This is a genomic window from Acidiphilium acidophilum (assembly GCF_033842475.1).
Taxonomy (GTDB): domain Bacteria; phylum Pseudomonadota; class Alphaproteobacteria; order Acetobacterales; family Acetobacteraceae; genus Acidiphilium; species Acidiphilium acidophilum.
Window position 1 is genome coordinate 2,991,909 of sequence record NZ_JAWXYB010000018.1, and the last position, 17,596, is coordinate 3,009,504.

20 protein-coding genes are annotated in these 17,596 nt (G+C 64.6%); 11 read left to right on the forward strand and 9 right to left on the reverse strand.

Going from position 1 to position 17,596, the window contains the following annotated elements:
* Nucleotides 1-167 precede the first annotated feature (167 nt).
* The 6 genes from SIL87_RS16855 (at nucleotide 168) to purB (ending at nucleotide 5,349) form a co-directional block, all read left to right on the forward strand.
* Nucleotides 168-587: a hypothetical protein gene (locus SIL87_RS16855; RefSeq protein ID WP_319615300.1), complete on the forward strand. Its 420-nt coding sequence runs from the start codon at nucleotides 168-170 to the stop codon at nucleotides 585-587.
* Between the two features lie 167 nt (nucleotides 588-754).
* Complete coding sequence (locus SIL87_RS16860; protein ID WP_405055207.1) at nucleotides 755-1,915, forward strand: IS4 family transposase; 1,161 nt, start codon at nucleotides 755-757, stop codon at nucleotides 1,913-1,915.
* A gap of 2 nt (nucleotides 1,916-1,917) precedes the next feature.
* Entirely contained in the window at nucleotides 1,918-2,619 is a 702-nt protein-coding gene (locus SIL87_RS16865) for a P63C domain-containing protein (protein ID WP_319615301.1), read from the forward strand.
* Between the two features lie 149 nt (nucleotides 2,620-2,768).
* Complete coding sequence (locus SIL87_RS16870; RefSeq protein WP_319615302.1) at nucleotides 2,769-3,053, forward strand: hypothetical protein; 285 nt, start codon at nucleotides 2,769-2,771, stop codon at nucleotides 3,051-3,053.
* A gap of 157 nt (nucleotides 3,054-3,210) precedes the next feature.
* On the forward strand, nucleotides 3,211-3,903 hold the full coding sequence (locus tag SIL87_RS16875; RefSeq protein WP_319615303.1) for a hypothetical protein: 693 nt from the start codon (nucleotides 3,211-3,213) through the stop codon (nucleotides 3,901-3,903).
* 111 nt (nucleotides 3,904-4,014) lie between these two features.
* Nucleotides 4,015-5,349, forward strand: coding sequence for an adenylosuccinate lyase (gene purB, locus SIL87_RS16880; protein ID WP_319615304.1), 1,335 nt, complete (start codon nucleotides 4,015-4,017; stop codon nucleotides 5,347-5,349).
* 27 nt (nucleotides 5,350-5,376) lie between these two features.
* Here the strand turns inward: purB and SIL87_RS16885 are convergent, their stop codons facing one another.
* The gene (locus SIL87_RS16885; RefSeq protein ID WP_319615305.1) at nucleotides 5,377-5,760 is read right to left on the reverse strand and encodes a RidA family protein; all 384 of its coding nucleotides are present in this window, start codon (nucleotides 5,758-5,760) and stop codon (nucleotides 5,377-5,379) included.
* Nucleotides 5,761-5,780: 20 nt separating this feature from the next.
* Between SIL87_RS16885 and SIL87_RS16890 the strand changes: the two genes are divergently transcribed.
* From SIL87_RS16890 to SIL87_RS16910, 5 genes are all read left to right on the forward strand, one after another.
* Complete coding sequence (locus tag SIL87_RS16890) at nucleotides 5,781-6,590, forward strand: pentapeptide repeat-containing protein (protein WP_319615306.1); 810 nt, start codon at nucleotides 5,781-5,783, stop codon at nucleotides 6,588-6,590.
* Nucleotides 6,591-6,815: 225 nt separating this feature from the next.
* Nucleotides 6,816-7,796, forward strand: coding sequence for an aldo/keto reductase (locus SIL87_RS16895; RefSeq protein WP_319615307.1), 981 nt, complete (start codon nucleotides 6,816-6,818; stop codon nucleotides 7,794-7,796).
* 98 nt (nucleotides 7,797-7,894) lie between these two features.
* Nucleotides 7,895-9,178, forward strand: coding sequence for an acyl-CoA dehydrogenase family protein (locus tag SIL87_RS16900; RefSeq protein ID WP_319615309.1), 1,284 nt, complete (start codon nucleotides 7,895-7,897; stop codon nucleotides 9,176-9,178).
* Complete coding sequence (locus SIL87_RS16905; RefSeq protein ID WP_319615310.1) at nucleotides 9,178-10,152, forward strand: NADPH:quinone oxidoreductase family protein; 975 nt, start codon at nucleotides 9,178-9,180, stop codon at nucleotides 10,150-10,152. Before SIL87_RS16900 ends, SIL87_RS16905 begins: the two co-directional genes overlap by 1 nt.
* Nucleotides 10,149-11,024: an SDR family oxidoreductase gene (locus SIL87_RS16910; RefSeq protein ID WP_319615311.1), complete on the forward strand. Its 876-nt coding sequence runs from the start codon at nucleotides 10,149-10,151 to the stop codon at nucleotides 11,022-11,024. Before SIL87_RS16905 ends, SIL87_RS16910 begins: the two co-directional genes overlap by 4 nt.
* 16 nt (nucleotides 11,025-11,040) lie before the next feature.
* On the opposite strand, the gene thiL is transcribed toward SIL87_RS16910, so the two are convergent.
* Genes thiL through glyA form a run of 8 tightly spaced genes read right to left on the reverse strand, consistent with a single transcriptional unit; the run spans nucleotide 11,041 to nucleotide 17,589 of the window.
* Complete coding sequence (gene thiL, locus SIL87_RS16915; protein ID WP_319615312.1) at nucleotides 11,041-12,030, reverse strand: thiamine-phosphate kinase; 990 nt, start codon at nucleotides 12,028-12,030, stop codon at nucleotides 11,041-11,043.
* A complete protein-coding gene (gene nusB, locus SIL87_RS16920) occupies nucleotides 12,027-12,527 on the reverse strand; it encodes a transcription antitermination factor NusB (RefSeq protein ID WP_319615313.1) in 501 nt (166 codons plus the stop codon). The genes thiL and nusB overlap by 4 nt, the downstream gene beginning before the upstream one ends.
* Nucleotides 12,524-13,006: a 6,7-dimethyl-8-ribityllumazine synthase gene (ribH, locus tag SIL87_RS16925; RefSeq protein ID WP_319615314.1), complete on the reverse strand. Its 483-nt coding sequence runs from the start codon at nucleotides 13,004-13,006 to the stop codon at nucleotides 12,524-12,526. The genes nusB and ribH overlap by 4 nt, the downstream gene beginning before the upstream one ends.
* On the reverse strand, nucleotides 13,003-14,124 hold the full coding sequence (gene ribB, locus SIL87_RS16930; protein WP_319615315.1) for a 3,4-dihydroxy-2-butanone-4-phosphate synthase: 1,122 nt from the start codon (nucleotides 14,122-14,124) through the stop codon (nucleotides 13,003-13,005). The genes ribH and ribB overlap by 4 nt, the downstream gene beginning before the upstream one ends.
* On the reverse strand, nucleotides 14,124-14,738 hold the full coding sequence (locus SIL87_RS16935; RefSeq protein WP_319615316.1) for a riboflavin synthase: 615 nt from the start codon (nucleotides 14,736-14,738) through the stop codon (nucleotides 14,124-14,126). The genes ribB and SIL87_RS16935 overlap by 1 nt, the downstream gene beginning before the upstream one ends.
* The gene (ribD, locus tag SIL87_RS16940) at nucleotides 14,738-15,832 is read right to left on the reverse strand and encodes a bifunctional diaminohydroxyphosphoribosylaminopyrimidine deaminase/5-amino-6-(5-phosphoribosylamino)uracil reductase RibD (protein WP_319615317.1); all 1,095 of its coding nucleotides are present in this window, start codon (nucleotides 15,830-15,832) and stop codon (nucleotides 14,738-14,740) included. The genes SIL87_RS16935 and ribD overlap by 1 nt, the downstream gene beginning before the upstream one ends.
* Complete coding sequence (gene nrdR / locus SIL87_RS16945; RefSeq protein WP_319615318.1) at nucleotides 15,829-16,284, reverse strand: transcriptional regulator NrdR; 456 nt, start codon at nucleotides 16,282-16,284, stop codon at nucleotides 15,829-15,831. Before nrdR ends, ribD begins: the two co-directional genes overlap by 4 nt.
* A gap of 6 nt (nucleotides 16,285-16,290) precedes the next feature.
* Nucleotides 16,291-17,589 carry a serine hydroxymethyltransferase gene (gene glyA / locus SIL87_RS16950; protein ID WP_405055241.1) on the reverse strand — a complete coding sequence of 433 codons (1,299 nt, stop codon included), beginning with the start codon at nucleotides 17,587-17,589 and terminating at the stop codon, nucleotides 16,291-16,293.
* Nucleotides 17,590-17,596: the final 7 nt, after the last annotated feature.

Genomic DNA, 17,596 nt, shown 5'->3' on the forward strand with positions numbered 1-17,596 from the left:
CGCCGGAGTCACCCCCGCCCGCAAGAGGGAGCACTTGGAAGAATCCTCAACCAGAAGGAGGAGAATTTTAGCGTCAAGCAACATGCAAGCACATTTGTAAAAACATGCTTGCATAAACCTTCGTTTGGTTGTATGGTGCAAGCATAATTTTCTGGATTGCTTGCAATATGAGCGATGTAAACGAACCAACTGGCCGGGCTAGAGGTGGTTTGGCTAGAGCTAAAAAGCTAACCGCGAAAAAGCGCTCCTTGATCGCGTCGAATGCCGCCAAAAAACGCTGGGCACCTGTAGAACCTTTGCCTCAACATTTGCCGTGCGTATTAGAGGGCTATTCGAGTTCGCTGGAACTTGCGGGGACAAAATTACCCTGCGCCGTGATTGAGGGGCCCAATGGTGTGCAGCGGGTTCTAAGCGAAAGTGGCATCACCAACGCAATTTTAGGAACACGGAGCGGCGCTTCAAAACGTCTCAAGAAAGCAGCCGAAGAAGATGGTGCCCTCTTACCCCTTTTTGTTGCCCCAAGTCAGCTAAATGAGTTTATTACCAATGATTTATTGGACGGCCCCTCATTCATCCCCTCATATTGAATTCGCAACTATCGTTTAAAGAGAATCGAGAGGGCCGGGTTGGATTTTCGGAAGGAATCGGGATCGGTTGATCCAGGTTCTTTTCGTTCGAATTTTCTGGCTGCCCTTGTTCCTCGGTGCACGATTCCAAGGTTGCCCGGCAATCAGTCTGGTTTCTGGAGGATCGGATGGCTGCCAGGAGGAGACCCATGTCGTTTGACGATGTTCAGCGCTTTCTGGAAGGTTTGCTGGGGGAGGACCTGCATGCCAAGCGGATCCTGTCCCTGGCAGGAGCAACACTGGGGGTCATCGAGACCGCATCGCTGGCGATTGGCGCGATTGGCCAGGGGCTGGCTCTGGCACGTGGGCGACTGACCAAGCATGCGATCAAGCAGGTCGATCGCATGCTCTCGAACCCCGGGATTGATCTGGACGTCGTGCTGCGGCGGTGGGTATCGTTCGTGATCGGGACGCGTGAGCGTATCGTTGTCGCGATGGATTGGACCGAATTCGACGCCGATGGGCAGGCGACGCTGATGCTCTCGCTGCTGAGTTCGCACGGTCGCGCGACGCCGCTGATCTGGCATACGGTTGATAAGGCCAATCTGAAGAACCGGCGCAATGAAGAGGAATACCGCTTGCTGGTCGCGCTGGCGGAAATCGTGCCGGCCGAAACAAGCGTCTGCATCGTCGCCGATCGTGGGTTCGGCGATCATAAGCTCTACCGGGTGCTGACGGAGGAGTTGAAGTTCGACTACGTGATCCGCTTTCGCGGCAATATCCTGGTCACCGCGGCGAGCGGCGAGGCCAGACCAGCCGCTGAGTGGGTGATGGCCGCCGGACGCGCCAGAACACTCCGCGCAGCCGCCGTCACCGCGGAACGGTTCACCGTCGGCACGGTGGTTTGCGTGCGGGACAAAGGTATGAAGGAACCGTGGTGCGTGGCCGCGAGCACCACCGATGATACCGCGCGCCAACTGATCAATCTCTACGCGAAACGCTGGACCATTGAACCGGGTTTCCGCGACACCAAAAATTTGCGCTTCGGCATGGGGATGGGCGCCCTCCACGTCAGCACCCCGGAGCGGCGCGATCGCCTGTGGCTGCTCAATGCCTTCGCTGTCGCCCTGCTCACTCTGCTCGGTGCCACCGGAGAAGAACTTGGCTATGACAGGCACCTCAAATCCAATACCTCAAAGCGGCGGACCCACTCGCTCTTTCGGCAAGGATGCATGCTCTACGAGCTCATCCCCAATATGCCAGAGCATCGTCTCCGCCCATTGATCGAAAACTTCGCCCAAAACCTCGCTCAACAGTCAGTTTTCAATGGAACCTTCGGTACGATATAGGAATGAGGGGAGTCCTGAGGGACGGCCCCCTAAAGCCCGTTGATTATATCGAAGGTGATCGGGTTGTTCGTGGATATGACGCGTCAGTTCTGGTAGCAGTTTGCGGGGTCTGGCTAAAAGCTCGCGAAAATAAGAGGCTTCAAAAGCAGCAACTCTCAAAAGCCCAAAAAGCTGAAAACTTGATGCTTGCGTTGGCCGAGACTGGGGTTGTCGCATTAATTGACGAAGCGACAGGCTATCAAGACGACAGGGCCAAAGACGCTTTAGCAAAGATTTTCACTACTTTCTTAGCAAAAGAGCGACAAAAATGGACTCCAACATTCCCTTTGGCGTTCTACAAGGAAATATATCGTTTGCGGGGCTGGAAATTTGAACCTTGGAATACGAAGAGACCGAGTGTAATTGCAGCGTGGACGGATGATTTTGTTTACGACAGACTTGCTCCAGGGCTGACTGAAGAGTTGCGTAATAAAAATCCTATTGTAGAAACTGGTAGGCGCACACATAAACATCATCAATGGTTTAATCCGGAAAGAGGCCATCCTAGCCTTAAAGAGCATATCTCTGGGGTAATTGCTCTGCTTCGCGCGGCTGAGAATTGGGGCGCGTTCAAACGCGGGTTAGATCGGGCATATCCGAAATTTGGAACAACGATTGAGTTGGCCTTGGCTGGAGGTAATAACGGAACGAAACGCCTTACTTAGCCCACCTCTTAGTCGCCGCCTTATTAGCGATCTCAGCACGTCGCTCTGGCGTCATGCCCGCGGCGCGAGCTTTGCCTCCCAATTTGCCAAGAGTAACCCCCGCGCTGGACGCGGGTAACACGTTCTCTTCCTCGCTGGTCGAAATCCGCATGAGTAAAAAGGATGAATTGGTAGAGATATATACCCGAGTTGAAATTACGGCGAGAGACGTAGCTTCTATTTTAGGATGGGGCTACGACCCTAAAATTTTAGGCGTAGTGCTTTCCACTCGATCGAACATTCTTAGCATCATTAGATATATGGCTTTAACCAAAGATGATCTTGCAGCCAAACGTAAGGTGGTAGAAAATTATTTTGATATCGAGGGTTCGATCGGTGCTTGGGTTAGCGAGTTCGCCAAAAAACTAGGCATTCCGACAACAGGAGAAGAATAGTCTAAATCCAAAGGATTTTCGAACTGCGAGGCCGCTATGTTTTTTTTGCTTCTTTTTTCCAAAAAAGAAGCGCTTTCTTTCTTCCTTTCCCCCCACCCCCACCCGTCACCAAAACTAACCCTTTCCCACCCCCCACCCCTCATGCTCTAACGTGAGCATGAACGCGGCATCACCCCTCTTCACCCGTTTCGCGGGCTTCATAGATCGCCTGAAGCAGACCATCGCCGCCGCGAGCGTGAAGGTGCAGGGCCGTCCCGCACGTCTGCCCGCCCCGATCGGCCTCCTGCTCTACGGTCGCCTTTCCCGCCTCACCACCCGCCTGCGCGACCTCCTCGCCCGCATCGAGGCGGAACGCACCAAGCCCCGCCGCATCGCCGCCCCACGCACCGGGCGCAAATCCACAACCAAACCACCCCCTGTTTTACCGCGCCGCTTCGGCTGGATCGCCCAACCTCTCCCGGAGGCCAACGCCCACGCCCAGACCCTCCGCCAGTTCCTCTGCGAGCCCGAAACCGAATCCCTCATCGCGAGCGACCCCCGCATCGGCCGCATCCTCCGCCCCCTCTGCCACCTCCTCGGCATCGACCTCACCCTCATCTACCGCATGGTCCCCCCACCCCATCCGCAGGACGCCCCTCAAACCAAACCCCACCCCCTCCTGCGCAACCCATCCACCAAACCCCGCCCGCAAAACCCACACCCACGACTCCCCAAACCCCCCGACCCGCCACTCCGCGCCCCCACGCTGGACGCCATCCAATCCCTCCTCGACCAGACCTTCAGCCCCCGTGCCCAAACCCATAACCCCTGGTTCACCCCATCCGATTTTTTCATCGTCCACCCGAAATAGCCGAACCACGCCCATTTCGTTACGTTATCATAACAATATAACCCCCGGCGCAACCCTTGCCAGCCCTGCCCGCCTTGCCCCAAATGCGGGCAAGCAAGGAGAGCATCCCCCATGGTTCCGCGTTATTCCCGCCCGCAAATGGTCGCCATCTGGCAGGACCTCAACCGTTACCGCATCTGGTTCGACATCGAGGCCCACGCGGCGGAGGCCATGGTTGCCACCGGCGATGTCCCCGCCGCCGCCGCCGCCGCCATCCGCGAAAAAGGCGGTGCCGCCCTTGCCGCCATGACCGAGGCGGATGTCACCAAAATCGCCGAAATCGAAGCCGTCACCCGCCACGACGTCATCGCCTTCCTCACCTGGCTCGCGGAATCCATCGGCCCGGACAGCCGCTTCGTCCATCTCGGCATGACCAGTTCGGACGTGCTCGACACCTGCCTCGCCGTCCAGCTCACCCAGGCGACCGACCTGTTGCTCACCGGCATCGATGCCGTGATGGCCGCCCTGAAAAAGCGCGCCCTCGAACACAAACTCACCCCCACCATCGGCCGCAGCCACGGCATCCATGCCGAACCCACCAGCTTCGGCCTCAAACTCGCCGGCCACTACGCCGAATTCGCCCGCAACCGCGCCCGACTTCTCACCGCGCGCACCGAAATCGCCACCTGCGCCATCTCCGGCGCCGTCGGCACCTTCGCCCATCTCGACCCCAGCATCGAAGCCCATGTCGCGGCCCAACTCGGCCTCGCGGTCGAACCGGTCTCGACCCAGATCATCCCGCGCGACCGCCACGCCGCCTATTTCTGCACCCTCGCGGTCATCGCCTCGGGCATCGAACGCCTCGCCACCGAAATCCGCCACCTCCAGCGCTCGGAAGTCCGCGAAGCCGAGGAATTCTTCCACCCCGGCCAGAAGGGTTCGTCGGCCATGCCGCACAAGCGCAACCCGGTCCTGTCGGAAAACCTCACCGGCCTCGCCCGCATCGTCCGCGGCTACGCCACCCCCGCCCTCGAAAACGTCACCCTCTGGCACGAACGCGACATCAGCCACTCCTCGGTCGAACGCGTCATCGCGCCGGACGCCACAATCACCCTCGATTTCGCGCTGAACCGCCTCGCCGGCATGATCGACAAACTCACGATCTACCCCGACCGCATGACCGAAAACCTCGAAAGCCTCGGCGGCGTCGTCCACTCCGGCGAAATCCTGCTGCTCCTGGCCCGCTCCGGCATCTCGCGCGAAGATTCCTATAAAATCATCCAGCGCAACGCCATGGCCACCTGGACCACCCTCGGCCACCCCGACGCCAAACGCTTCCGCGACCACCTCGCCACCGACCCCGAAGTCGCCGGCCGGATCACCCCCGAAGCGATCGACACCGCCATGGACCCCAACCTCCATTTCGCCCGGATCGAAACCATTTTCGCACGGGTCTTCGAGGCATAAGGCCAGCCGATCGCACCGGTCCCGCCCTCAGCCTCGCCCCCGTCGCGCGGTCACCTCGATCTCGATCTTCATGCGCGGATCGGACAACCCCGCCGCGATCATCGTCGCCGCCGGGCGGATCTCACCAAAAACCCGGCGCAAAGCCGGCCAACACGTTTCGAACTCGCCCGCCTCGGGCAAAATGTAACGCACCCGCACCACATCCGCGAAGGAAAACCCGCCCTCCGCCAGCGCCGCCCCGATATTACGCAGCGCCTGTTCGGCCTGCTCCCCCACATCGTCGGATATCATCATCGTCGCGTAATCGAACCCGGTGGTGCCGGACACGAACATCCAATCCCCATCGATCACGGCACGGGAATACCCGATATCCGCCTCGAACGAAGACCCCGATGATACCAGCCTGCGCATCGACAACCTCCTGAAACCGGATGAAGATCATACCACCTGCCACGCGCACCGAAAGTCACCCCATGCTCGACGACATCCTCGCCCGCATCGCCGATCACAAACCCGTCGCCAACCTCACCTGCATCGACCTTCCCTGGAGCGACGCCGCCTGCGAAGACGCCAGTTTCATCGATTGCACCTTCACCGACTCCCATTTCAGCGCCACCGATTTCACGGGCGGCCGCTTTGAACGCTGCCAGTTCCACCGCTGCCGGTTCTCCCGCACCATCCTGCGCGATGCCACCTTCGAAGACTGCCGCTTCACCCTCCCCGGCAACCCGCCCAGCGGGACCAGTTTCGCCATCGCCGACCTCCGCAACGCCCGCTTCCGCCGCTGCGATCTCGCCTTCGCCGTCTTCGAACGCAGCGACCTCCACGCGATCGAAATGCACGGCTGCACCCTGCGCGGCGCCCGGTTTCATCAGGTCGACTCCAGCCACGCCTTCGCCCGCAAAACCATCGTCACCCGCGCGGTCTTCAACGACTGCAATTTCGAGTTCGCCCTGCTCGCCGACGCGAAACTGCCGCTCTGCGATCTCGCCCGCTGCCGCTTCCGCGAAGCCGATCTCGGCGGCGTCGATTTCACCCATGCCATCCTCACCGCATGCGACTTCACCGAAGCCCTCACCCCCGGCCTCGCCCTCGCCGGAGCCGATCTGCGCGGGTCCGACCTCGGTGCCATCAACCTCCTCACTCTCGCCAGCTTCGCCCGCATGAAAATCACCCAGAGCCAGGGCGACACTCTGCTTCGGACCTTGCGGATCGAGCTTCATCCTGAGCCTGCGGTTTGAAAGCGCAGGCAAGAAGAAGGGTTCTTTTTTGCAAAAAAGAACCAAAAAACTCCCTGACCGGGGACCGTGCTGGTCACACCGCCCGGAGCCCAAATGACAGAAGTTTTTTGCTACTTTTTTTCAAAAAAGTAGCTCTTGCTTCCCGTCCTCCCTGATTCGCCGCCCCCGCCTTTGCACCCCGCCGTCGCGCGCACATATACCGCTCGAACCATTTCAGGAGCCCGCATGAAAACCCGTCAACTCGGCACACTCACCGTCTCCGCGCTCGGCCTCGGCTGCATGGGCATGTCCGACTTCTATTCCGGGCGCGACGAGGCCGAAGCCCGCGCCACGCTCGACCGCGCGCTCGAGGCCGGCATCACCTTTTTCGATACGGCCGACATGTACGGCATGGGCGATAACGAGGAATTGCTTCGCCCCTTCCTCCAGGCCAACCGGAGCCGGATCGTTCTCGCCACCAAGTTCGGCAACGAATTCAGCGCCGATCGCAAGCGCCTCGGCGTGAACGGCAAGCCGTCCTACGTGAAATCCGCCTGCGATGCCTCGCTCCGGCGCCTCGGCATCGATACGATCGACCTCTATTACCAGCATCGCGTCGATCCCGATGTCCCGATCGAAGAGACCGTCGGGGCGATGGCCGATCTGGTCAAAGCGGGCAAGGTCAGGCATCTCGGCCTGTCCGAAGCCTCGCCCGCCACCATCCGCCGCGCCCACAAGGTTCACCGGATCACGGCATTGCAGACCGAATACTCGCTCTGGTCGCGCGAGCCGGAAGGCGAGTTGTTCGAAACCGTGCGCGATCTCGGCATCGGGTTCGTGCCCTACTCCCCGCTCGGAAGGGGCTTTCTGACCGGCGCAATCACCAAGCCGGAGGATCTCGCGGGCGATGACTGGCGGCACAACAACCCCCGCTTTCAGGGCGATAATTTCGCGAAGAACCTCAAGCTGGTCGAGCAGGTCAAACACCTCGCCGCCGAAAAATCCTGCACCCCGAGCCAGCTCGCCCTTGCCTGGGTGCTCGCCCAGGGCGAGGACATCGTGCCGATCCCCGGCACCAAGCGCCGCAAATACCTCGATGAAAACATCGGCGCGCTCGACATCGCCCTGACCCCGGACGACCTCGCCACGATCGACCGCATCATGCCGAAAGGCAGCGTCGCCGGCACCCGCTACCCCGAAGCCGGACTCCGCGCCGTCAACCTCTGAGCCCTCGCTCCCATGCGGCCCGCGTGCCGCATGGGGGACTTGCGTAACCCATGCGCAAGCCGCAAACTCGCGCCCAATAATCGAGGGAAACGATCGCCATGGAATTCCGCTATTCCGCCAGAACCGAAGCCCTGCGGACCCGCGTGGCGGATTTCATGGCCGCGCACATCTATCCCAACGAACAATCCCTGTTCCACACCGCCCACACCCAGCCCGATCGCTGGCAGCCGCTCCAACTCCTCGATGAGATCAAGCAGAAAGCCCGGGCGGAGGGCCTCTGGAACCTGTTCCTGCCCGATTCCGAACACGGCGCCGGGCTCACCAATGTCGAATACGCCCCGCTCGCCGAAATCATGGGCCGCAGTCCGTTCGGCCCGGAAGCCTTCAACTGTTCCGCCCCCGATACCGGCAACATGGAAGTGCTCACCCGCTACGCCGGGCCCGAAGCCAAAGCCCGCTATCTCGCCCCCCTGCTCGCCGGTGACATCCGCTCCGCCTTCGCGATGACCGAACCCGGCGTCGCCTCCTCGGATGCGACCAACATCGAAACCGAAATCCGCCGCGACGGCGATGATTACGTCATCAACGGCCATAAATGGTGGATTTCCGGCGCGCCCGATCCGCGCTGCCGCGTCCTGATCGTGATGGGCAAATCCGACCCCGCCAACCCGGACCGGCATCGCCAGCAATCCATGATCCTGGTCCCGTTCCCGCATCCCGGCGTCACCCTGAAACGCCCGTTGCCGGTGTTCGGCGATGTCGATGCCCCGCACGGCCACGCCGAACTCATCTTCGAGAACGTCCGCGTCCCCGCCGCCAATATCCTGCTCGGCGAAGGGCGCGGCTTCGAGATTGCTCAAGGCCGCCTCGGGCCGGGCCGCATCCACCATTGCATGCGCTCGATCGGCGTCGCCGAACGCGCGCTGGAACGCATGATCCGCCGCCTTGACTCCCGCATCGCCTTCGGCAAGCCGGTCGCCGACCAGAGCGTCTGGCGCGAGCGCATCGCCGAATCCCGCATCATGATCGATCAGGCCCGCCTGCTCACCCTGAAAGCCGCCCACATGATGGACACGGTCGGCAACAAGGCCGCCCGCGCCGAGATTGCGATGATCAAGGTGGTCGCCCCCAACATCGCCTGCAAAATCGTCGACTGGACGATCCAGGCCTTCGGCGGCGGCGGCGTCGCCGACACCTGGCTCTCGACCGCCTACGCCCATCAGCGCACCCTTCGCCTCGCCGACGGACCCGACGAAGTCCACCGCGACCAGATCGCGCGGCTCGAACAGCGCCGCCACCACAACACCGACCCCGCCCGCACCGGCGGTTTCGCCGAGGTCATGATCGCGGACGGTATTTCCGCCCCGGGAGCCCCGCTCTGATGCGCGCCATCGTCTGTGAAACCTGGGGCGGCCCCGAGACCCTGCATGTCCGCGACGTGGCGGACCCGGTGGCCAAACAGGCCGAAATCCTCATCCGGGTCCATGCGGCCGGGGTCAATTTCCCCGATGTCCTGATCATCCAGAAAAAATATCAGGTCCAGCCCGACCTCCCGTTCATCCCCGGTGCGGAAATCGCCGGCGAGATCGAGGCGGTGGGCGAGGGCGTCACCGGTTTCAAGGTCGGCGACCGGGTCTCGGCCCTGTGCTCGATCGGCGGTTTCGCGGAAAAAATCGCGCTGAACGCGCATCTCTGCATTCCGATCCCGCAGCACATCCCCTACGAAATCGCCGCCGGCTTCATCCTCGCCTTCGGCACCGCCCATCACGCCCTGATCGATCGCGGCGAGCTCAAATCGGGCGATACCGTGCTCATCCTCGGTGCCGCCGGCGGGGTCGGTCTCGCCGCCGTCGAGATCGCCAGGGCGCGCGGTGCCAGAGTCATCGCCGCCGCCTCGACCGATGCGAAACTGGTGATCTGCCGCGAGCGCGGTGCCGATGCCACGATCAACTACACCACCGAAGACCTCCGCGAGGCGATCAAGACCCACACCGAAGGACGCGGGCCGGACATCGTGTTCGATCCGGTCGGCGGGCGCTACGCCGAACCCGCCTTCCGCTCGATCGCGTGGCGGGGCCGCTACCTCGTGATCGGCTTCGCCGACGGCGACATCCCCCGCCTGCCGCTCAACCTGCCTCTGCTCAAGGGAGCCTCGCTGGTCGGCGTCTTCTGGGGCGAATTCGCCCGCCGCGAGCCGAAAAACCAGATCGCGATGATGCAGGACCTGTTTGAAATGCTCGCCGCCGAAACCATCCGCCCGCTGATCTCGAAAACCTACCCGCTCGATCAGGCCCCCCAGGCGCTGGCCGACATGGCCGCCCGCAAGGTCACCGGCAAGATCGTGATCACGCCATGAAGACCTTCGCAAACCGGGTCGCGGTGATCACCGGCGCCGCCAGCGGCTTCGGCCGCGAATTCGCCCGCATCGCCGCCGCGCGGGGCATGAAACTCGCCCTCGCCGACATCGAACCCGCGGCACTCGACGCCGTGGCCGCCGAATTGCGCGCGACCGGCGCGGAGGTCGCCCCCTTCATCGTCGATGTCGGCAATGCCGAGGCGATGGACGGGTTCGCCGATGCGGTGTTCGCCCGGTTCGGCACGATCCATCTCCTGTTCAACAATGCCGGGGTCGGACTGGGCGGGCTGATCTGGGAACACACGGTCGCCGACTGGCAATGGGTGCTCAACGTCAATCTCTGGGGCGTGATCCACGGCATCCGCTGCTTCGTCCCCCGCATGATCGAGGGCGGCGACGAAGGCCACATCGTCAACACCGCCTCGGTCGCCGGGCTGCTCTCGGCGCAGACCATGGGTGCCTATAACGTCTCCAAGCACGGCGTGGTCACCTTGTCGGAAACCCTGTTCCAGGATTTGCGGATCACCGGCGCGCGCCTGGGCGTGACGGTGCTGTGCCCCGCTTTCGTCGATACCGGCATCAAGGACGCCGCCCGCAACCGCCCGGCCGACCTCGCAAGCCCGACCCCGCCGACCGCCAGCCAGCTCATGGCCGAGGCCCAGACCCGCAAGGCGGTGATTTCAGGCCGTACCTCCGCCGCCGAGGTCGCCGCCATGACCTTCGCCGCGATCGAGGCGGAGCGCTTCTATTGCCTGACCCATAAAAAAATTCTCGGTGCGGTCGAACTCCGGCTGCAGGACATCCTGCACGACCGCAGCCCGAGCGATCCGTTCGCCCAGAAAAAAGAGGTCGCCTTCACCGCACCGGTTTGAGCCGGTTTGGGCCGGTTCAGAAATGGGTCCAGCCCGACCGGCTGAGCCTGATGCGCTGGCCGGTCGCGTCGCACACAACCACATCGGTATGCCGATCGGTGAACTGCCCGATCCGGGTGAGCGGCACCGCGCCGCACGCCGCCCGCAACGCTTGCTCGTTCGCCCCCGGGGCGGCAAGGACGAGTTCGTAATCATCGCCCCCGGTCAGGCGCTGTTCCAGCCAGTCCGGCCCCGCCGCGCGCGCCGCCGCCGATGCCGGCACCAGCGCCGCCTCGATCACCGCCCCGCAGCCCGCCGCCCGGCACAGATGCCCGACATCCTGCACCAGCCCGTCGGACACATCGATCACCGCATGAACCAGCCCGCCGAGCGCGAGCCCCACCCTGGGTGACGGCAGCAACCGCCGCTCGCGCAACGACCGGTCGGGATCGGCAAGCTGCCCGCGCGCCGCCGCGAGTCCCAGCGCCGCATCGCCGATCGTGCCGGTGACAAAAATCGCATCGCCCGCCACCGCCCCGTGCCGCCGCCACGCGGCCCCCGGCGTCACCGTGCCGAACATCGTCACCGAACTCATCACCGGCCCCGCGGTCGAACTGCTGTCCCCGCCGAACAGGCCGATCCCGAATTCCGCCTGATCGCGCCGCAATCCCCCGGCGAACCCGGCGAGCCATGCCTCCGGCGTATCCGCCCGCAAGGCGGTCGTCAGCAGATACCCGACCGGTGCCGCCCCCATCGCGGCCAGATCGGACAGGTTGCGCCGCAGCAGCTTGCGCGCCACCGCATCGGGCGGATCATCCGGCAGGAAATGCACCCCCTCGATCATCTGATCGACGGTCATCACCACCGCGAGGCCCGCAGGCGGGGTCCACACCGCCGCATCGTCCGCGAGGCCGAGCCCCGCCGGGTGCGCGAGCGGCGCGAAATAGCGGGCGATCCGGTCGAACTCCCCTAACCCGGCGAAATCTCCGCGCCCACCGGAATCCCCGCCGTGGGCGGCCCCGGTCACCCCGGCGCGCTTTCGGCGAAATCCTGCGGCCTAAGAATCCGCGCCATCCGGTCGAGCACCGCATTGCCGAGCTGCACCGCGTCCTCCTTGAGGAATCCATGCGCGACATCGAGATATTCGTTGATCACCACGCGCGGTGGTGGCCCGTCGCTCATCCACAGTTCGGCCCCGGCGGCCCGCAGCAGCGCCCGCAGCACCGGGTCGAGCCGTTCGAGCGGCCACGCCTCCGGCAACAGGCTCACGATCATCGGATCGATCACATCCTGCTGCTGCGTCGCGACCCGCACGATCCGCCCGAACAGCGGCGCATGCGCCTCGGGCACCCGCCCGTCCGCCACACCGGGCATGCCCGGCAGCGCGCCGATCCGGTGGCGGATGAACTGCCCGATCACGGTTTCCGCCGTCTCGCCCGCCTGTTCGGTCTGATACAGCGCCTGCACCGCCGCCACCCGCGCCAGCGTCCGCGCCCGCACGCCCTTGCCCGGCGAGGCGGTCATGCCGCCCCCAGCCGGCGCGCGAGCACGATCTGCTTGAGGCACGCCACCGCCGCCTCGGCGCCCTTGTTCGCCCCGGTCTCGGCGGACCGCGCCTCGGCCTGCGCGATGGTATCGACCGTGAGCAACGCGGTGCCGAGGCAGATGCCATGCTCCAGCGCGACGCTCATCAACCCGTGCATCGCGCTGTCGCAGATGTAATCGTAATGATCGGTCTCGCCGCGCACCACGCAGCCGAGCGCCACGAACCCGTCGAACCGGGTGCGGCTGTGCATGGCGATGCCGAGCGCCTGCGGCAGTTCGAACGCCCCGGCGACATCCACCGTCTCGACATGCGCCCCCACCGTCGCGAACAGCGCCTGCGCCGAGACCGTCATGCCATCGACGATCGCACGATAATACGGCGCGCGGATCATCAGGATGCGCGGCGGCGGCCCATCGAGCACCGGGGCTTCGGGCAGTGGCGCGTCGGCGGTGCTCATGACCCGGCTTCGATCGGCAGTTGATCCACGATGTTGAGCCCGTACCCGTCGAGGCCGATCAAAGCGCGCTTGTGGTTCGAGAGCAGAATCATGTCCCGCACTCCGAGATCGTTGAGGATCTGCGCTCCGATGCCGTAATCGCGCAGCACGCTGCCGGTCCGCGCCCCGCCGGTGATCTGCGCCAGCCGGGCGGAAACCGCATCGGGCCGGGTCTCGCGGATCAGCACGACCACGCCGCGCCCCGCCTCCGCGATCTGCGCCATCGCGCGCCGGAGGTCGCGGATATGATCGCCGCCCAGAATATCGTCGATCGTGCTGATCGCGTGCATCCGCACCAGCACCGGCTCCTCGGCGGCGATATCGCCCTTGATCAGCGCGAGATGCTCGACATGATCGAGCGAGTTTTCGAAACTCACCATGCGCCATTGATGCCCGGCGCCATCGGTCACGTTGCCCTCGCCGGACCGGCGGATCAGCTTCTCGGTCCGCCGCCGGTGCGCGATGAGGTCGGCGATCGTGCCGAGCTTGAGATTGTGGTACTGCGCGAAGGCGACCAGATCGGGCAACCGCGCCATGGTGCCGTCCTCGTTCATGATCTCGCAGATCACCCCCGCCGGCGTCAGCCCGGCGAGCCGCGCGATATCCACCGCCGCCTCGGTATGGCCGGTGCGGATCAGCGTGCCGCCATCGCGGGCCATCAGCGGGAAAATATGCCCCGGTGTGGCAATGTCCGCGCCGGTCGATTCCGGGTTGATCGCCACCGCAATGGTCCGCGCCCGGTCCGCCGCCGAAATCCCGGTGGTGACACCCTCGCGCGCCTCGATCGAGACCGTGAAGGCGGTCTCGTGGCGCGAACCGTTCGACTGCGTCATCATTTTCAGCCCGAGCGTGTCGCAGCGCGCTTTGGTCAGCGCGAGGCAGATCAACCCGCGCGCATGCTTGGCCATGAAATTCACCGCATCCGGCGTGGCGAACTGCGCCGGGATCACGAGGTCGCCCTCGTTTTCGCGGTCCTCGTCATCCACCAGAATGAACATCCGCCCCGCCCGCGCCTCGTCGATGATCTCGGAGGCGGAGGACAAATAGGTCTGCAAACTGGCCGTCTTGATCTGATCCATCAGGAAAACTCCGCAAGCCGCGCGACGTAGCGCGCCAGCATGTCAATCTCGATATTCACCGCATCCCCCACGGCGAGCGTGCCGAAACTGGTGACGAGTTCGGTATGGGGAATGATATTGACCCCGAATTCCACCCCGTCCACCTCGTTCACGGTGAGTGACACCCCGTTGATCGCCACACTGCCTTTCGGCGCGATGAACCGGGCCAGCGCGCGCGGCACCGCGAACCGCCAGCGGGTCGAACCGCTTTCGGGCTGCACCGATACCACATGTCCCACCCCGTCGACATGGCCGGAAACCACATGGCCGCCCAACTCGTCGCCCATCCGCAGGGCCCGCTCCAGATTGACCGGCGCGCCCGGCGCCCAACTCCCGAGCGTGGTTTTCGACAGGGTCTCGCCCGAGACATCCACCGCGAACCAGTCCGCCCCGGCCTCGACCACGGTGAGGCAGCATCCCGAACAACTGATCGAGGCCCCGAGCGCGATCGAGGCGAGATCGTTCCAGCGCTCGTTGCGCACCGGCACCTCGATCACGAAGCGGGCATCGTTGGTGGCGGTCGGGCGCGAGGCCTCGCGCAACCGCCCGATGGCGCTGACAATGCCGGTGAACATCAGTCCAGTCTCCGATAGGTGGTGAGCCGGTCGCCGCCGCTCGCACGCGTTGCATTATGGGCAAACCGGATCGCCTCGGCCAGCGCGGTCACGCCGAACCCCGCCACCGCCGCAACGCCATCGCCGCCGATCACCAGCGGCGCGGTGAACCAGGCGATGTCATCGACCAGCCCGGCCCGCAGCAGCGAGGCCGCCAGCGTGCCACCGCCCTCGACCAGAACCCGGGTCAGCCCCGCCTCGCCCAGCGCCCGCAACGCCGCCGCCGGATCGACCCCGATCTCGGCGGGCGCCACCTCGATCAACCGCGCCCCGATCGTCCCGAACGCCTCGATCCGCGCCGGGTCCGCCCCGCTGCGATGCAAAATCCAGAGCGGATGCTCCGCCGCCCCCCGCGCGAGCCGCCCGCTCAGCGGCAGGCGCAGATGCGAATCCACGATCACCCGCGTCATCGGCGCGTCCCGATAGGCATCGATCCGGCAGGTCAGCTCCGGATCATCGGCGAGCGCGGTACCCACGCCGATCATCACCGCATCATGCGATCCGCGCAGCGCGTGGGCGGTGCGCCGCGAGGCCTCGCCGGTAATCCACTGGCTGTCGCCGCCTTTCGTTGCGATCCGCCCATCCAGCGAGGTCGCGAGCTTGAGGGTGACCATCGGACGCCCCTGGCCGATCCGGGCGAAAAACCCGGCATTCAGCGCCATCGCCTCCGCCGCGCGCACCCCTTCGACCACCGCGATCCCCGCCGCCTGCAACCGCGCGATCCCCGCGCCATCCACCCGTGGATCGGGATCGCGGCACGCGATCACCACCCGCGCAATCCCCGCCGCCGCCAGCGCATCGGCGCAAGGCGGGGTCCGGCCATGATGCGCGCAGGGTTCGAGCGAAACATAGGCGGTCGCCCCGGTGGCCCGATCGCCCGCCATCGCCAGTGCCTCGGTCTCGGCATGGGGCCGCCCGCCCGGGCCGGTGCGCCCGCGCCCGGCCACGCGCCCTTCATTCACGATCACGCACCCCACGGTCGGGTTCGGCGCCGTCTCGCCCAGGCCCCGCCGCGCGAGCGACAGGGCCGCGCGCATATACTCGTCATCGGTCATTTCGGCGGGTCCATCGTGCCGAGAAACGCCTTGAAATCCTTGGTCTCGCGGAAATCCCGATAGACCGAGGCGAACCGGACATAGGCCACCGCATCGACCTCCTTGAGCGTATCCATCACCAGCTCGCCGATCTCGGTGGACGCGATCTCGGCCTCGCCCGAGGCTTCGAGCTTGCGGACGATGCCATTGACGATCCGCTCGATCCGCTCCTCCTCGACCGGGCGCTTGCGCAGCGCGATCCGCACCGACCGGGCCAGCTTGTCACGGTCGAACGCCACCCGCCGCTGATCGGCCTTGACCACCACGAGTTCGCGGAGCTGCACCCGCTCGATCGTGGTGAACCGCTGGCTGCATTGCGGGCAGAACCGGCGGCGGCGGATCGCGCTGCCATCGTCGGTCGGGCGGCTGTCCTTCACCTGGGTGTCGGCCTCGCCGCAGAACGGGCAGCGCATGACGGCCTACCGATAGATCGGGAACTTCGCGCACAGCTCCTGCACCTTCGCCCCTACCGCCTGCTCGACCGCGCTGTTGGCTCCGTCATTCGACGCGGCCAGCCCATCGAGCACCTCGACGATGAAGCGCCCGACCATGCGGAACTCCTCGGCGCCGAAGCCGCGCGTGGTCGCCGCCGGCGTGCCGAGCCGGATGCCCGATGTCACCGCAGGCTTCGCCGGATCGAACGGGATCGCATTCTTGTTCGCGGTCATGTGCGCCCGCTCCAGCGAGGCCTCCGCCGCCTTGCCGGTGACGTTCTTGGGCCGGAGATCGACCAGCATCAGATGCGAATCGGTCCCCCCGGTCACGATATCGAGCCCGCCTTCCACCAGCGTCGCCGCCAGCACTTTCGCATTCTCGGCCAGCGCCTTCTGATAGGCGCGGAACTCGGGCCGCAGCGCCTCGCCGAACGCCACCGCCTTGGCCGCGATCACATGCATCAGCGGCCCGCCCTGAAGCCCGGGAAAAATCGCCGAATTGATCTTCTTGCCGAGTTCGGGATCGTTGCTGAGAATCATCCCGCCGCGCGGACCCCGCAAGGTCTTGTGGGTGGTCGTCGTCACGACATGGGCATGGGGCAGCGGCGAGGGGAAAATCTCCGCCGCGACCAGACCCGCGAAATGCGCCATATCGACCATGAAATACGCGCCGACCTCATCCGCCGCTCGGCGGATGCGCGCGAAATCGATCACGCGCGGATAGGCCGACCCGCCCGCGATGATCATGCGCGGCTTGTGCGCGCGGGCCAGCGATTCCAGTTCCTCGTAATCGAGCGTGCCATCCTCGCGCCGCACCCCGTACTGCACGGCGTTGAACCATTTGCCGGACTGGTTGGGCGCGGCCCCGTGGGTCAGATGCCCGCCCGCTGCCAGCGACATGCCCAGAATCGTATCGCCGGGCTGCAGCAAGGCCAGAAACACGCCCTGATTCGCCTGCGCGCCGGAATGCGGCTGAACATTGGCGAACTCGCAGCCGAATAACTGCTTCGCCCGGTCGATCGCCAGTTGCTCGGCAATATCGACCGCCGCGCACCCGCCGTAATAGCGCTTGCCGGGGTAACCCTCGGCGTATTTGTTGGTCAGGACCGACCCCTGCGCCTCCAGCACCGCGCGCGACACGATGTTCTCCGAGGCGATCAGCTCGATCCCGTCCTGCTGGCGGGCAAGCTCCTGCGCGATCGCGGCGGCCAGATCGGGATCGGTTTCGGCGAGGCCCGCATTGAAAAACCGGTCCATGCTGGCGATCGGGGCGTGCTGGTTCATCGGGGCG

Excerpts from the sequence above, each read along its gene's own strand:
- SIL87_RS16855 (WP_319615300.1), top strand. The coding sequence starts at position 168 with ATGAGCGATGTAAACGAACCAACTGGCCGGGCTAGAGGTGGTTTGGCT.
- SIL87_RS16860 (WP_405055207.1), top strand. The coding sequence starts at position 755 with ATGGCTGCCAGGAGGAGACCCATGTCGTTTGACGATGTTCAGCGCTTT.
- SIL87_RS16865 (WP_319615301.1), top strand. The coding sequence starts at position 1,918 with ATGAGGGGAGTCCTGAGGGACGGCCCCCTAAAGCCCGTTGATTATATC.
- SIL87_RS16870 (WP_319615302.1), top strand. The coding sequence starts at position 2,769 with ATGAGTAAAAAGGATGAATTGGTAGAGATATATACCCGAGTTGAAATT.
- SIL87_RS16875 (WP_319615303.1), top strand. The coding sequence starts at position 3,211 with ATGAACGCGGCATCACCCCTCTTCACCCGTTTCGCGGGCTTCATAGAT.
- purB (WP_319615304.1), top strand. The coding sequence starts at position 4,015 with ATGGTTCCGCGTTATTCCCGCCCGCAAATGGTCGCCATCTGGCAGGAC.
- SIL87_RS16885 (WP_319615305.1), bottom strand. The coding sequence starts at position 5,760 with ATGCGCAGGCTGGTATCATCGGGGTCTTCGTTCGAGGCGGATATCGGG.
- SIL87_RS16890 (WP_319615306.1), top strand. The coding sequence starts at position 5,781 with ATGAAGATCATACCACCTGCCACGCGCACCGAAAGTCACCCCATGCTC.
- SIL87_RS16895 (WP_319615307.1), top strand. The coding sequence starts at position 6,816 with ATGAAAACCCGTCAACTCGGCACACTCACCGTCTCCGCGCTCGGCCTC.
- SIL87_RS16900 (WP_319615309.1), top strand. The coding sequence starts at position 7,895 with ATGGAATTCCGCTATTCCGCCAGAACCGAAGCCCTGCGGACCCGCGTG.
- SIL87_RS16905 (WP_319615310.1), top strand. The coding sequence starts at position 9,178 with ATGCGCGCCATCGTCTGTGAAACCTGGGGCGGCCCCGAGACCCTGCAT.
- SIL87_RS16910 (WP_319615311.1), top strand. The coding sequence starts at position 10,149 with ATGAAGACCTTCGCAAACCGGGTCGCGGTGATCACCGGCGCCGCCAGC.
- nusB (WP_319615313.1), bottom strand. The coding sequence starts at position 12,527 with ATGACCGCCTCGCCGGGCAAGGGCGTGCGGGCGCGGACGCTGGCGCGG.
- ribH (WP_319615314.1), bottom strand. The coding sequence starts at position 13,006 with ATGAGCACCGCCGACGCGCCACTGCCCGAAGCCCCGGTGCTCGATGGG.
- ribB (WP_319615315.1), bottom strand. The coding sequence starts at position 14,124 with ATGGATCAGATCAAGACGGCCAGTTTGCAGACCTATTTGTCCTCCGCC.
- SIL87_RS16935 (WP_319615316.1), bottom strand. The coding sequence starts at position 14,738 with ATGTTCACCGGCATTGTCAGCGCCATCGGGCGGTTGCGCGAGGCCTCG.
- ribD (WP_319615317.1), bottom strand. The coding sequence starts at position 15,832 with ATGACCGATGACGAGTATATGCGCGCGGCCCTGTCGCTCGCGCGGCGG.
- nrdR (WP_319615318.1), bottom strand. The coding sequence starts at position 16,284 with ATGCGCTGCCCGTTCTGCGGCGAGGCCGACACCCAGGTGAAGGACAGC.
- glyA (WP_405055241.1), bottom strand. The coding sequence starts at position 17,589 with ATGAACCAGCACGCCCCGATCGCCAGCATGGACCGGTTTTTCAATGCG.